Annotated in this window: 11 protein-coding genes; 4 read left to right on the forward strand and 7 right to left on the reverse strand. The window is 67.5% G+C overall.

Annotated elements, in window-relative coordinates; all coding sequences use genetic code 11:
• Positions 1-39: 39 nt before the first annotated feature.
• The gene (locus tag ACZK4Z_RS12965; RefSeq protein WP_125894358.1) at positions 40-864 is read left to right on the forward strand and encodes an alpha/beta fold hydrolase; all 825 of its coding nucleotides are present in this window, start codon (positions 40-42) and stop codon (positions 862-864) included.
• 158 nt (positions 865-1,022) lie between these two features.
• On the opposite strand, the gene ACZK4Z_RS12970 is transcribed toward ACZK4Z_RS12965, so the two are convergent.
• The 7 genes from ACZK4Z_RS12970 to ACZK4Z_RS13000 form a co-directional block, all read right to left on the reverse strand.
• Complete coding sequence (locus ACZK4Z_RS12970) at positions 1,023-2,672, reverse strand: MFS transporter (protein ID WP_293794667.1); 1,650 nt, start codon at positions 2,670-2,672, stop codon at positions 1,023-1,025.
• Positions 2,666-3,949 carry an alginate export family protein gene (locus tag ACZK4Z_RS12975; RefSeq protein ID WP_180837647.1) on the reverse strand — a complete coding sequence of 428 codons (1,284 nt, stop codon included), beginning with the start codon at positions 3,947-3,949 and terminating at the stop codon, positions 2,666-2,668. Before ACZK4Z_RS12975 ends, ACZK4Z_RS12970 begins: the two co-directional genes overlap by 7 nt.
• Positions 3,928-5,775: an amidohydrolase gene (locus ACZK4Z_RS12980; RefSeq protein ID WP_185749961.1), complete on the reverse strand. Its 1,848-nt coding sequence runs from the start codon at positions 5,773-5,775 to the stop codon at positions 3,928-3,930. The genes ACZK4Z_RS12975 and ACZK4Z_RS12980 overlap by 22 nt, the downstream gene beginning before the upstream one ends.
• A gap of 119 nt (positions 5,776-5,894) precedes the next feature.
• Positions 5,895-6,320: a DoxX family protein gene (locus ACZK4Z_RS12985; protein ID WP_049398467.1), complete on the reverse strand. Its 426-nt coding sequence runs from the start codon at positions 6,318-6,320 to the stop codon at positions 5,895-5,897.
• Positions 6,321-6,322: 2 nt separating this feature from the next.
• The gene (locus ACZK4Z_RS12990; RefSeq protein ID WP_049422794.1) at positions 6,323-6,979 is read right to left on the reverse strand and encodes a hydrolase; all 657 of its coding nucleotides are present in this window, start codon (positions 6,977-6,979) and stop codon (positions 6,323-6,325) included.
• Entirely contained in the window at positions 6,976-7,419 is a 444-nt protein-coding gene (locus tag ACZK4Z_RS12995; RefSeq protein WP_053091059.1) for a helix-turn-helix transcriptional regulator, read from the reverse strand. The genes ACZK4Z_RS12990 and ACZK4Z_RS12995 overlap by 4 nt, the downstream gene beginning before the upstream one ends.
• 50 nt (positions 7,420-7,469) lie before the next feature.
• Complete coding sequence (locus ACZK4Z_RS13000; RefSeq protein WP_125894352.1) at positions 7,470-7,802, reverse strand: hypothetical protein; 333 nt, start codon at positions 7,800-7,802, stop codon at positions 7,470-7,472.
• Positions 7,803-7,898: 96 nt separating this feature from the next.
• On the opposite strand from ACZK4Z_RS13000, the gene ACZK4Z_RS13005 reads away from it, so the two are divergent.
• The 3 genes from ACZK4Z_RS13005 to ACZK4Z_RS13015 all read left to right on the forward strand — a co-directional run bounded on the left by ACZK4Z_RS13005 (position 7,899) and on the right by ACZK4Z_RS13015 (position 13,298).
• On the forward strand, positions 7,899-10,928 hold the full coding sequence (locus ACZK4Z_RS13005; protein WP_125894350.1) for a sensor histidine kinase: 3,030 nt from the start codon (positions 7,899-7,901) through the stop codon (positions 10,926-10,928).
• Entirely contained in the window at positions 10,921-11,574 is a 654-nt protein-coding gene (locus ACZK4Z_RS13010; RefSeq protein ID WP_107432195.1) for a response regulator, read from the forward strand. The genes ACZK4Z_RS13005 and ACZK4Z_RS13010 overlap by 8 nt, the downstream gene beginning before the upstream one ends.
• A gap of 809 nt (positions 11,575-12,383) precedes the next feature.
• A complete protein-coding gene (locus ACZK4Z_RS13015; RefSeq protein WP_107314970.1) occupies positions 12,384-13,298 on the forward strand; it encodes an IS110 family RNA-guided transposase in 915 nt (304 codons plus the stop codon).
• Positions 13,299-13,534 lie beyond the last annotated feature (236 nt).

Below are 13,534 nucleotides of genomic sequence, written 5' to 3' on the forward strand. Positions count from 1 at the left end.
GCGCCAGCGCCTTCCCTCCCTTCCGTCAAGGAAACCACAATGAGCAACTTCGTCACCGTCGCCGACGGCGCGCGCATCTTCTACAAGGATTGGGGTACCGGCCAGCCGATCGTGTTCGCGCACGGCTGGCCGCTGTCGTCCGATGCCTGGGACCCGCAGATGCTGTTCATGGGCCAGAACGGCTTCCGCGTGATCGCTCACGACCGTCGCAGCCACGGCCGCTCCAGCCAGACCTGGGACGGCAACAACATGGACACCTACGCCGACGACCTGGCCGCCGTGCTCGAGGCGCTGGACCTGAAGGACGCGATCCTGGTCGGCCACTCCACCGGTGGCGGCGAAGTGGCCCATTACATCGGGCGCCACGGCAGCAAGCGCGTGGCCAAGGTGGTGCTGGTCGGCGCCGTGCCGCCGCTGATGCTGAAGACCGATGCCAACCCGGCCGGTACCCCGCTGGAGGTCTTCGACGGCATCCGCAAGGGCACCGGCGGTGACCGCTCGCAGTTCTTCAAGGACCTGACCACGCCGTTCTTCGGCGCCAACCGCGACGGCAACACGGTCACCCAGGGCATGCGTGACTCGTTCTGGCTGCAGGGCATGCTCGGTGGCGTCAAGGGCCAGTACGACTGCGTGCACGAATTCTCGGAAGTGGATTACACCGAAGACCTGAAGAAGATCGATGTGCCAGCGCTGGTGGTGCATGGCGATGACGACCAGATCGTGCCATTCGATGCCTCGGCCAAGCTGTCCTCGCAGATCATCAAGGGAGCCGAGTTGAAGGTGTACGCCGGTGCGCCGCACGGCCTGACCGTCACCCACGCCGACCGGTTCAACGCCGACCTGCTGGCGTTCGCACGCGGGTGAGGCACTGCGGCGGCGCCACCCAGCGCCGCCGCCCCTGTGGTAGAGCCGACCGCTGGCCGGCTGCGCAGGATCGGGATGGATTGATCGCGCAAAAAGGGGACGGAGGGGATTAAGTCGTTTGTGCACAAACGACTTAATCCCCTCCGTCCCCTTTTTTGTCAGATATCGCTGTGGTGGTGCGGGACCCCGGTCTTCGGCAGCGGGTCATGCCCGCCCACGAAGTGGCGCACCACCGGTGCACGCTCACCGCGATGCAGCCCGCGCAGCACTTCCTGGATCGCCTTGTCATCGGCGGTGATGCGCTCGTGCTGGCGCAGGTGCTCCAGCCACGATGGGGTCACGAAATACTCCAGGTGGATGCCCGGACTGGCCACATCCTCGACCACGCCCCAGACCACCGCGCCATCGCGGCGGCGGATCGTGCCCAGCGCGCGCATCTGCGCCTGGAACGCGGCGCGGTCAGCCTCGTCGATGCGGTACTCCAGGGTGACCAGTACCGGGCCGCGATCGTTCGATACCGGCACCGACAGTTCCGGTGCCGGCCAGTGCCCGGCCGGACGCAGGTTCAGATCCTCGGTGCCAGCGATGCGCACGCGCCACACCAGCAATCCGCCGATCACCGCGCCGGCAGCCGCCACCAGCAAGGCCAGCTCCGGCGAGGTGCGCTGCGCCAGCGCGCCCCAGCTCAGGCCACCGGCCGCCATGCCAGCGGAGAACACCATGATGTACAGCGCCAGTGCACGCGCCCTTACCCACGCTGGCACTGCGGTCTGCGCGGCAATCTGCAGCGACGACAGCACGGTGATCCAGGCAAAGCCATTGATCAGCATCACCAATGGCAGCACGTACCAGCTGCGGGTCAGTGCCAGCCCGACCAGGCTGAGCGCCAGCGACAGCGTGGCCAGCAGCACCAGCAGGTCGCGATCCATCTGCGCGCGCAGCTTCGGCAGCAACAACGCACCACCCACGGCACCGATCCCGATGCAGCCGAGCAGCATGCCGTACTGCCCCGCCCCACCCTGCATCTGGCCGCGCACCACCACCGGGAGCAGTGCATTCATTGCCGCAGCAAAGAAGAAGAAGCCGACCGACTTGATCAATACCGCCTGCAGGCGCCCGGCGCGGCTGGCATAGCGCAGGCCCGCCTTCAGGCCGGCACCGAAGCCTTCCGGCGGCAGGCTGGACTGTTTCGGGTCGCGCTTCCAGCCCCACACCACGAACAGCATCGCGGCAAAGGTGATGGCGTTGAAACCGAATGCCCAGACCGCGCCGAGCTGGGCGACGATCACACCGCCGATGGCCGGGCCGATCGAGCGCGCGATGTTGATGCCGATCGAGTTCAGCGCCACCGCCGAGGCCAGCATCGGCTGCGGCACCAGTTCGGATACGATCGCGGCCTGCGCCGGCATCGCCATCGCCGCACCGCAGCCCATGCAGAAGGTCAGCAGCACCAGCAGCTGCGGCGTCAGCATGTCCATCGCGGTCAGGGCCGCCATCACCGCGGCGACCAGCAGCATCCAGCCCTGGGTGGCCAGCAGGTACCTGCGGCGGTCGACGATGTCGGCCAGGGTGCCGGCGGCCAGTGCCAGCAGCACGATCGGCACCGTGGTGGCCGACTGCACCAGCGCCACCATCAGTGGTGAGCCGGTGCGCTCGGCCATTACCCAGGCGGCGGCCACATCGTTGACCCAGGTGCCGATGTTGCTGGCCAGGATCGCCAGCCAGATCGAGCGGAACATCCGGATTTTCAGCGGGGACCAGGCACCTGCGGCCTGTGCGGGGGGTTGCGACGCGGTTGCGTTCACCATTGCCATGCTCCAACGATCGAGGCGAACAGCGTGTCCTGGCCTCCGGCCTGCTTCAGTGCAGGACCGGCATCGACCCAGGCCAGCTGCAGCTGCCATTGCCAGTGTTCGCTGGCCTGCCAGCGTGTTTCGGATTTGTATTGATTACCGATGCGGCGCGCGCCACCGGCGCTGCCTGGCAACGCCACCAGCGGTGCCGGCGTGGTGTAGACCGCATCGGCACGACGATGCTTCCAGGCCATCTGTACGCCCAGTTCCGTCGTCACCGCGTCGTGCAGGCGCAGGGTCAGGGTCGGCTGGAGGTCCATCAGGTTGGCCGGGGCCAGCAGGCTGGCCTCGCTGAAGTAGGCCGATTTCGGGAACAAGGCGTTGAAGGTTCCCAGGCGGCCGTCATGCAGGTTGCCATCGCCACTGGCGATGTCGGCCTTCAACCCCAACCGCGGCTGCAGCGGCAGGTTCGTCCAGCGCCACCCCGTATCGGTCGCCAGCGTCCAGGCGCGGATATCGAGGGTGCCGGCGGTCGTCCGCAGTTCACCGCCCTGCGCCACCAGCTCGCTGTTCCAGTCCAGTGCACCGGCATGGCCGAACCAGCGCGCGCCCAGAGTGTGCCGACGTTCGGTACCGCTGCCTGCGGCGAAGCGCGCGCCTTCGCGGCGGTAGTCCAGCAGATACAGATCCCACTGTCCCGCGCCCTGTCCCCGCACCGTGGTGGCATAGGCACCCCACAGGTGGGCACCGTGCTCGCCGCGATCATCAAAGGCACCCGGTCGGTTTTCCACTGGCCGCAATGCCATCAGATCAAGCGTACCCAGGCGGCCTTTCCAACCCACACGCGCACCGTCGAACGCCAGGCGAATGTTCGGCCCGTCGCGCACCGACAGCAGCCGTGAACTGCCATAGCCGGCTTCCTGCCGGCCGAGTTGCAGGTGGAAGCCATCGCGCTGCCAGCGCCAGTACGCCTGCTGCACGTCCAGCGCGCTACGGTCGGTACGGCCGGGGCCGCCGGCCTTGCCCCTCTCACCGTGCACACCCAGCTGCAACTTCGCCTGCCAGGTCTCTTCCACATACGTGGCCGAGGCCAGCGCGCGCAGCAGGCCATAGCCATCCTCGCTGCCGCCAATGCCGAACCGGGTCGGGTCGTAGTACAGCCCACGCACACGCAGCGACGCATCCCATTGCAGTTGGCCGTCACCGGCGTCGCTGCAATGACCGCCGTCGCAGGCCTGCACCAGCGACGGTGCGGCCAGCAATGCCAGGCTCAGAACGCGAAGCACGAGCATCCCATCGCGCCCCAGAACGCGGTCAGGTCATCGGTGGGCGCCGCGTGCCGGGCCGCATGACCATGAGCACCGTGAGTGCTGCAGGCTACGCCGTGATGGTGACGATGGGCGGCGGCCAACCCGGTGGCGGTACCGCCGACGTGGTAGCCGCCGAACCGGTTGACCGGCGACCAGTTGGGCATCGCCGGCGGCAGCTGCGGCGCAAGCCCTGCATAGTCGGCGTCGGCATGCACGATGCGGCCACCGACCACGGTCAACACGCTGGTGATGTCGGCGATCTGCGCATCATCCACGCGGAAGAAATCGGCCGAGAGCAGGATGAAATCGGCCAACTGGCCGACCTTCAACGTACCCTTCACTGCTTCGTCGCCGGAGAACCAGGCACTGCCCTGGGTCCACAGGCGCAGCGCCTGCTCGCGTTCGAGCAGGTTCTCATCGCCATACAGGGCCAGCCCGCCGACGGTGCGCCCGGTCACCAGCCAGGACAACGCCACCCACGGGTTGTAGCTGGCCACACGGGTGGCATCGGTTCCAGCACCGACCGGCACGCCTTCGGCCAGCATGCGCTTGACCGGCGGCGTATGCCGCGCGGCCTGCACGCCGTAGCGCTCGACGAAGGCTTCGCCCTGATAGGCCATGCGATGCTGCACGGCGATGCCGCCACCCAGCGCACGGATGCGCTCGATGTTGCGCGGGGTGATGGTTTCGGCGTGATCGATGAACCAGTGCAGGCCATCGAACGGCACCTCGCGGTTGACCTGTTCGTACACATCGAGGATGCGGGTGATGCTCTCGTCGTACGTCGCATGGATGCGGAACGGCCAACGCTTCTCGACCAGCAGCTTCACCACATCGTGCAGTTCCGGCTCCAGCTCCGGCGGCAGTTCCGGGCGCGGCTCGTTGAACAACTCGAAGTCGGCCGCGGAGAACACCAGCATCTCGCCGGCACCGTTGTGGCGCAGCAGGTCATCACCCTGCCGCGGCTGCAGCATCTCGCTCCATCCGCGGAAGTCATCCACTTCCTTGCCCTTGTTCTGGGTGAACAGGTTGTAGGCGATGCGCACGGTCAGCTGGTCATCGCGGTGCAGCTGCTCGATGACCTGGTAGTCCTCGGGGTAGTTCTGGAAACCACCGCCGGCGTCGATCACCGAGGTGATGCCGAGACGGTTCAACTCACGCATGAAATGACGGGTGGAATTGGCCTGGTACTCGATCGGCAGCTTCGGACCCTTGGCCAGGGTCGCGTACAGGATCAGCGCGTTGGGCTTGGCCAGCAGCAGCCCGGTCGGGTTGCCGAGCGAATCACGCACGATCTGCCCGCCCGGCGGATCCGGGGTGTCCTTGGTATAGCCACAGGCACGCAGTGCGGCGCGGTTGAGCAGCGCCCGGTCGTACAGGTGCAGCAGGAACACCGGCGTGTCCGGCGCGATATCGTTGAGCTCCTGCAGCGTGGGCAGGCGCTTCTCGTTGAACTGGGTGGCGGTGAAACCACCGACCACGCGCACCCACTGCGGTGCAGGCGTGTGGTCGACCTGCGCCTTCAGCATGTCCAAGGCATCGCCCAGCGAACGCAGGCCGTCCCAGCGCAGTTCCAGGTTGTAGTTCAGGCCACCACGTATCAGGTGGGTATGGCTGTCGTTGAGGCCGGGCAGCAGGCGCCGGCCCTGGGCGTCGATCAGGGTCGCTTCATTGCCCCAGCCACGCATGATCTCCTCGTCGCTGCCGACGGCAACGATGCGCCCTTCCTGCACGGCCAGCGCCTGTGCATGCGGCTGCTGTGGGTCAAGGGTGGTGATGCGGGCATTGCGGATGACCAGCGTGCTCATGCGACGCTCCTTGGAAGTGGAATCGAGTGCGGCACCGGCACGGCCGGCCAGACCCAGCGCCACCGCGGCGCTGCCGGCCAGCACCACGTTGCGGCGGCCGTGATCGAGTGGATCGTGACTCATGCGAGATCTCCCGGAAGGCGTTGGCCGTCCAGTGCCCAGGCGCCGGGCCCGGTCAGCGCGAGGGCCAGCAGTACCGTGGTCCACATCAACGGGTACTCACTGCCACCGCGCATCCAGAACCAGCCCTTGGGCAGGGCCAACAGAACGGTGAAGCCGATGAAGGCCGCCGCTGCAAGCGCGGCGACGCGGGTCTGCCAGCCCAGCAGCACGGCCAGCCCTGACAGCACCTGCAGCAGGGCCAGCAGCAGCGGCAGCGGTGCCACCGCTGGCAGGCCGAAACCGCGCAGTTCGGTGGCGAAGCCGGCCAGCCCAGGACCGCCGAACCAACCGAACAGCTTGCCCAGCGCGTGTGGCAGCAGGAATCCCCCGGCTGCCACGCGCAGCATCAGCAGGGCCAGGTCGAGGCCATGGCCAGCCAGCATGCTCAGTGCCCGCCTTCCTGCGCGCCGAACATGCGCTTGGCGTACTGGATGCCGATGCCATAGCCACCGGCGTGGTCGCGGGCGATGCCGGTGGTCAGCTCGTAGGTCTCGCCACGCGCCCAGTCACGCTGCAGCTCCAACAGGTACTGCACGCTGGTCATCGGCACTGCACCGGCCTGCACCATGCGGGTGATCGCACGCTCGTGGGCTTCTTCGCTGACATCGCCGCAGGCATCGGTGATCACATACACCTCGAAACCCTGCGCCAGCGCCGACAGCGCCGGGCCGACGATGCAGACGCTGGTCCACAGGCCGGCAACGACCAGGCGACGCTTGCCGATGCGGTTGATCTCATCGATCACCGGCTGGTCTTCCCAGGTGTTCATCGAGGTGCGGTCGAACACCGTCTGGCCCGGGAAGATCTCCGGCAGTTCCGGGAACATCGGGCCGGAGAACGACGCTTCGGCGACGGTGGTCAGCAGCACCGGCACGTTGAAGCCCTTGGCGCCCTTGCTGATCAACGACACGTTGTTGCGCAGCGCGGAGATATCGATGGTGTGGGTGGCGAATGCCATCTGCGACTGGAAGTCGATCAGCACCAGGGCATGGTCGGTGGGCGACAACAGGGCCGGGGCGGGCGTGGCGGTGGCAAGGCTCATGGTTGGACTCCGTTGGAAACACGATCAGGGGGAAGCAACAGGGCCGCATCGCCGGCCAGGTACTGGCCGGGGCTGCAGCCGGTTTCGGCGCGGAAGCTGCGGACGAAATGGCTCTGGTCGAAGAAGCCCAGCTGCTGCGCCAGGCAGGACATCGGCAGCTGCGCGACCGGCAACAACTGGCGCGCACGTTCGATGCGACGACGGCGCACGTAGCGCAGCGGGCTTGCACCGGTACCGGTCCGGAACAGGCGCACCAGATGGAAGCGGCTGACGCAGGCGGCTGCGGCCAGCTCGGTCACCCGCAGCGGCTGCGACAGGTGCTCATCGACATAGCGCAGGGCGCGCTGCAATGCGGCGGCCTGCTGCGGTGCCAGCGCCACGGCGGGCGGATCGGGCGAAAAGACGGTGGCCATGCGGGACGCCGCGAGGGGGTGCCCCATGGTGCGTGGCCGCCGCACGATGCCCTACCCCCGTCGGTCGAGGCCAGCACCTACCCGAATGGGGGAGGCCGACGCCCGAGCAGGCGACGACCGAACAACCGCGCATCCAGTGAATAGGCGCCAGGGCCCAACATCAACAGCGCCAAGGGCAGCACCACCTGTGACCACGGCGCCTGCTGCGCGAGCAGGCCCACGGCCGCCATCAGCACGGCCAGTGGCGTCAACACACCCAGCGTGAGCATCGGCACTGCCAGCAGGCACAGCGCCGACCACCCGCCCGCATGCGTGCCGGGCGTGCACAGTGCCGCGGACAGGCACAGCCGCAGCCACAGCAGGCCGATGCCCGGCCCGCGGTCGGGGAACATCACGAACAGGCGCTGCATGGCCGGGCTCCACAGGGCATGCCGGCGTGATAACCGACCGCGGCGGCGACCGCCTACCCCGTTCGGGTCACCCCGGACTGCCCCGCACCTGCCAGAATGCGCGCCATGCGTGGCCGCCCCTTCCCGTTCCTGCGTCGCCTGCCGACGCTGCTGACGTGCCTGCTGCTGTGGACCGCCCTGCCCGCTTTTGCCGTGCAGCGCCCGCCGGTGAGCGGCGGGCTGCCCGGTTACGAGCACACCGCGTGGCGGGTCGGCCAGGGCGCACCCGGCGATATCTGGGACATCACCCAGGACCGCGACGGCCTGCTGTGGCTGGCCACCGGCTCGGGCCTGTACCGCTTTGATGGCCGTCGCTTCGAACGGCAGGCAGCGCCCGTCGGCAGCCAGTTCCCGTCCACCAACATGGTCACGCTGGCGCATGCCGCCGACGGTGCCCTGTGGATCGGCTACTTCCAGGCCGGCATCAGCCGGTTCGCACAGGGGAGGCTGCACAACTACGGCCGCGAGCAGGGGGTGCCGGTCGGCGTGGTCCCACGCTTCAGCCAGGATCGCCAGGGCCAGCTGTGGGCGGCGATCAATGGCGGGCTGCGCCGCTTTAATGGACAGCGCTGGCAGCCACTGCCGGCCGCAGCCGGCCTGCCCGAACGCCGTGTGCAGTGGGTGCTGCACGACAGCCGGGGCAGGTTCTGGGTGCTGGCCGACCTGAAGATCTGGATGCGTGCGGCCGGCCAGACCACGTTCGAGGACACCGGCATCGCGGTCTCGCAGATGGCAACGCTGGCCGAAAGCCCGCAGGGTGAAGTGTGGTTGGCCGACCGGGTGCGCGGCACCTCACCCCTGGCCAACGCGCAGGGCCTGTTGGCGGCCAGCGAACGTGAAGCGCGGCGTCTTCCGGAACTGGTTGCTGCACGCCTGCAGTTCACTGCCGATGGCGCGCTGTGGGCCACGATGAGCCCGCACGGCGGCGTCGCCCGCATCACCTTCGACGGCAGCCGCGCCGTGCGCATGGAGCGTTTCGATTCGCCGCACGGGCTGACCGCCACCTCCGCGGTGCCGATCATCGTCGATCGCGAAGGCAATCTCTGGGTCGGCACCAACCTCGGCCTCAACCGCTTCCGCGCACGCAGCGTGCACACCCTGGCAGTGGGCCCGAGTGATCCCTACCGCTCGCTGGTGCGGGCCAGCGATGGCCGCGTGTATGGCTATGGCGAAGACCTCAAACCCTACGATCTGCGGCGCACTCTGCTGGATGGCAGTGCCCCGCAGCTGCAGGCCGCCGCGCGCCAGGCACCCACGCCGATCTGGCAGTTCGACTGGGTCAATCTTGCGCGCACGGTCGCCGGCCACACCTCGTTGATCCCGCTGCCGGCCCCGTTCACCGGGCAACCGCTGCACGCCCTGCTGTTCCCCGACGACGCGCAGGCCTGGGTATGCACGGGTGAACGCGGCGTCCTGCACTACCTGCATGGCCAATGGCAGCGCGAGGTCCGCCTGCCCGAGCAGGCCTGCTCATCGCTGGCGCTGGATGCCCATGGCCAGCTTCTGCTCGGCTATGCCGACGGCCGCCTGCGCCGGATGAGCGCGGGCCACATCGAGAGCTTCGATGCCAGCCAGGGCCTGTCGGTGGGGCCGATCACCGCAATGCTGCATCACCAGGACCTGCTGCTGGTCGCCGGCGAAGCCGGTCTGGCTGCGCGCGTTGGCAACGGTCGTTTCGTTCCGGTGCGAACCGACATGGCCGGTGTACTGGAAGGCATCACCGGCATGGTGGCCGATCCGAACGGACACCTCTGGTTCAATGGCAGCCGTGGCCTGGTCCGGCTGGGGAGCGATCAGCTGCGACGGACGCTGCGGACCGGGCTGCCGGTGACGCCACGCCTGTTCGATGCAGTGGATGGCATGCCGGGCATCGCCCTGCAGAGCGGACCGATCGCCACCGCCACGCTGGCCGATGACGGACTGCTGTGGCTGGCCACCAACCAGGGCCTGGCCTGGCTGGACACCACCCGCTCGCACGTCAACACCATGGCGCCCAGCGTGCGCATCGGCGAAGTGCTGTATGGCAGTGAGCACGAGCCACTGCGCGATGGCCTGCGCCTTCCGGCCGGCACCAGCCAATTGCAGATCGATTACGTGGCGCTGTCGCTGGCGCGCCCGGAGCGCAACCGCTACCGCTATCGCCTGTCCGGCGTCGACGACGGCTGGCAGGATGCCGGCAGCAGCACCCGCGCGTATTACACCAACCTCGCTCCGGGCAACTACCGGTTCGAGGTGGAAGCCGCCAACGAAGACGGCATCTGGAGCACTGCACCGGCCAGTCGCAGCTTCCGCATCGCCCCCACTTTCATGCAGACGGTGTGGTTCAAGCTGCTGTGTGCGGCCGCGATCCTCGCACTGCTGGTGATGGCGGTGCGCATCCGCAGCGGGCAGCTGGCCGCGCTGTTCCGCGCGCGCCTGCAGGAACGCAATGGCGAACGCGAACGCATCGCACGCGACCTGCACGACACCCTGCTGCAGGGCAGCCAGGGCCTGATCCTGCGCCTGCACGCGATCAGCCAGTCGCCGCAGACCCCGGAGCAGGTACGCGGCCAGCTGGAATCGGCGATGCAACTGGCCGAGCGCAACCTGGCCGAGGGCCGCGAGCGGGTCAATGCCCTGCGTGAGGGACCGTTCGCTGGCCGCGACCTCGCTTCGGCACTGGCCGATGTGCACGCCGAGTACGCCGGGCATGGCACCAACCCACTGCGCCTGACCGTGGAAGGTGCAACGCCACCGCTGCAGGCCGACGCGGCCGAAGAAGTGTTCCTGATCGGGCGTGAGGCGATCCGCAATGCGTTGCGTCACGCCAACGCCAGCGCCATCGAAGTGGAGCTGTCCTACGGCACGCGGTGCTTCCTGCTGCACGTGCGCGACGATGGCGTCGGCATCGCCGACGACAATGCCGGCCATGGTCATTGGGGCCTGCAGGGCATGCGTGAGCGCGCGCAGCGCCTCGGTGCGGAACTACAGCTGTGGACCCGCGCCGGACTGGGAACCGAAGTCGCGCTGGCGGTTCCCGCCCGGCGCCTGTATCACCGCCGCCCATCGCGCTGGCGCTGGCCCTGGAGTAAAGCAAACCATGACTGAGTCCCCTGCCCTGATCGGCGTGCTGGTGGTCGACGACCACCCGCTGCTGCGTGACGGCCTGGCGGCGCTGCTGGGCGCACAACCCGATCTGCGCCTGCTCGGCGAAGCCGCCGATGGCGAGGAAGCCATCGCCTGCTACCAGCGGCTGCAGCCCGACGTGGTGCTGATGGACCTGCAGATGCCACGGCTGGATGGTGTGGAAGCGATCGTGCGGATCCGCGCGATGGACCCGCGCGCGCGCATCATCGTGCTGACCACCTACCGTGGTGACGTACGCGCGGTCCGCGCGCTGCAGGCCGGCGCCAGCGCCTATCTGCTGAAGGACATGCTGCGCCATGAGCTGGTCGATACGATCCGCATGGTCGCTGGCGGCCGCCGCGCACCGATTCCCCCGGCGGTGGCGGCCAGCATCGCCGCGCATGTGGTGGAAGACCGGTTGTCGCCGCGCGAAACCGAGGTACTGAGGCATGTAGCCGGCGGCCTGTCGAACAAGCGCATCGGCGAGCGCATGCAGATTTCCGAGCAGACGGTGAAGGCGCACATGAAGAGCCTGATGGACAAGCTGGGCGTGGGTGATCGCACGCATGCGGTGACCCAGGCGCTGCGGCGCGGGATCATCAGCCTGGACGACAGCGGTCACGATTAGGGGTTGTTCGGCAGGGCTTGCAGCCCTGCACCCGCGGTAGTGCCGGCCGCTGGCCGGCAACCTCAGGAGCAACAACAGCAACAGCGGGCTTTCCATGGGATGGCGGGGTGGTGCCGGAGTGCGGGGACGCTGCAAGTCCCCCTCCGGGGCCCGGCCCAGCCGCTGGCGGCTGTGCGTTCGGGCGCTTGCGAAGCCGTGCTTCGCAAGCAAAGCGCCCTCACCCATGTAAGCTCGGTCGCCGCTTGCTCGTGTGCGCTGTCCTGCGCACACGGCAAGACCGGGGTTGGGCGTCCTGCCCAACCCGTCGGGCGCATGCGCCCGACCCATGCGGCTCACGCCCCCGCAACCGGACCCACCCCGCCTTCGACAGTTGGCCGCGATCTGTCGGAACGGCGTATTGCCCTGGTGGGTGTCGACCTTGGTCGACACAGTAGATCCACGCCATGCGTGGATGACTCATTCGATATCTGACAGATATTTCGACCAAGGTCGACACCTACCAACAGCCACCGGAATCTGTCAGAGGTGGGGCGGTGTCGGAGTGCGGGGTGTCAGCCGCATGGATGCGGCTGCCAAGCCTTATCTGATCGGAATCTGGCAGCGTAGGCGTCGAGAGCCGGCGTGGGCCGCCGTGCGAGCCTAGATCTCGACGATCCGTAACCAGGATCGCGACGATCGCCATGTAGCTTGGCGCCCACGCCGGAATCTCCCTTGATCCGCCCGAACAGTTGCTGGAGCGACCACTCGAAGCGATAAGACTGGGCAAGCGGGGGAGCTCTCGACCCTTCCAGACTATACGGAGTCAGGTGATGAACGGGATCGGGATTGATGTCAGCAAGCGTCAGCTGGATATCGGTACGACGGACGGAGAAACCCTGCAGGTCAGCAACAACCGCTCCGGGTTTTCTGAGCTGGATGTTTGGCTGAAGAAGCGTCCGACCCGCCAGATCGTGCTTGAAGCCACGGGGGGCTATGAGCAGCCGGTGCTGGATTTCCTGCACAAGGCCGGTCATCCGGTGGCCCGTGCCAATGCCTTGCGCGCCCGGAAACTGGCTCAGGGGTTGGGTCAGATTGCCAAAACCGACCGTTTGGATGCCTACGCGTTAGCGCAGATGGCCGCCCTGGTGAAGCTGCCTCCCTATCAGCCGCTGCAGTCTTGGCAGCAGAAGATGCGGGAGTTCGTTCGGGCACGTCGGCAGGCGATGGACGCCCTGACCATCGCGCGGCAGCAGCAGGAAATGGTGCTTGATCGTGAACTGCGCCGACTACTGCAGGGCAACATCACCCGCCTACAAACGTTGGTTGAGCGTCTGGGCAAGCAGATCGTCGAGCAGGTTGGTCAGCAGCCTCAACTGAAGATGCTGAAGTCGATGAAGGGCGTAGGGCCTGTGCTGCAGGCAGTTCTAGCCAGCTATCTGCCAGAGCTTGGCAGGATCACTGGCAAGCGCATCGCCAGCCTGGTCGGGGTAGCCCCGATGTCCCACGACAGTGGCACGATGAGAGGAAAACGAAGCATCCATGGTGGAAGAGCCGAAATCCGGCAAGTGCTCTACATGGCGGCAATGTCGGCCATGCGGCATGAACCTCGGCTGCGCGATTTTTACCAGTCGCTACGAGCCCGCGGCAAGGAAGGCAAGGTGGCCATCGTGGCAGTGATGCGGAAGATGCTGGTCATCCTCAACGCCCGTGTGCGCGACGCTGAAAGCGGGCTAGTCCCCGCCTGAGGCGAGCCAGGGCGAAAGACCAAAGGCTGCCGGCCAGCGGCCGGCACTACCGTGCCCGTTTACCTGACGGGCCTGAGACTCTCCAGCAACACAGTTGCTACAAGGACGTACTTGCGGCGTCCCCGCACTCCGACACCGCCCCACCACCCAACAGGAAACCCGCCGTTGCTGTTGCTGTTGCTGTTGCTGTTGCTCCAGCTTCCAGCAGGTGCAGGGCTGCAAGCCCTGCCGAACAC

The organism is Stenotrophomonas sp. 71799_Sma, from assembly GCF_056482505.1.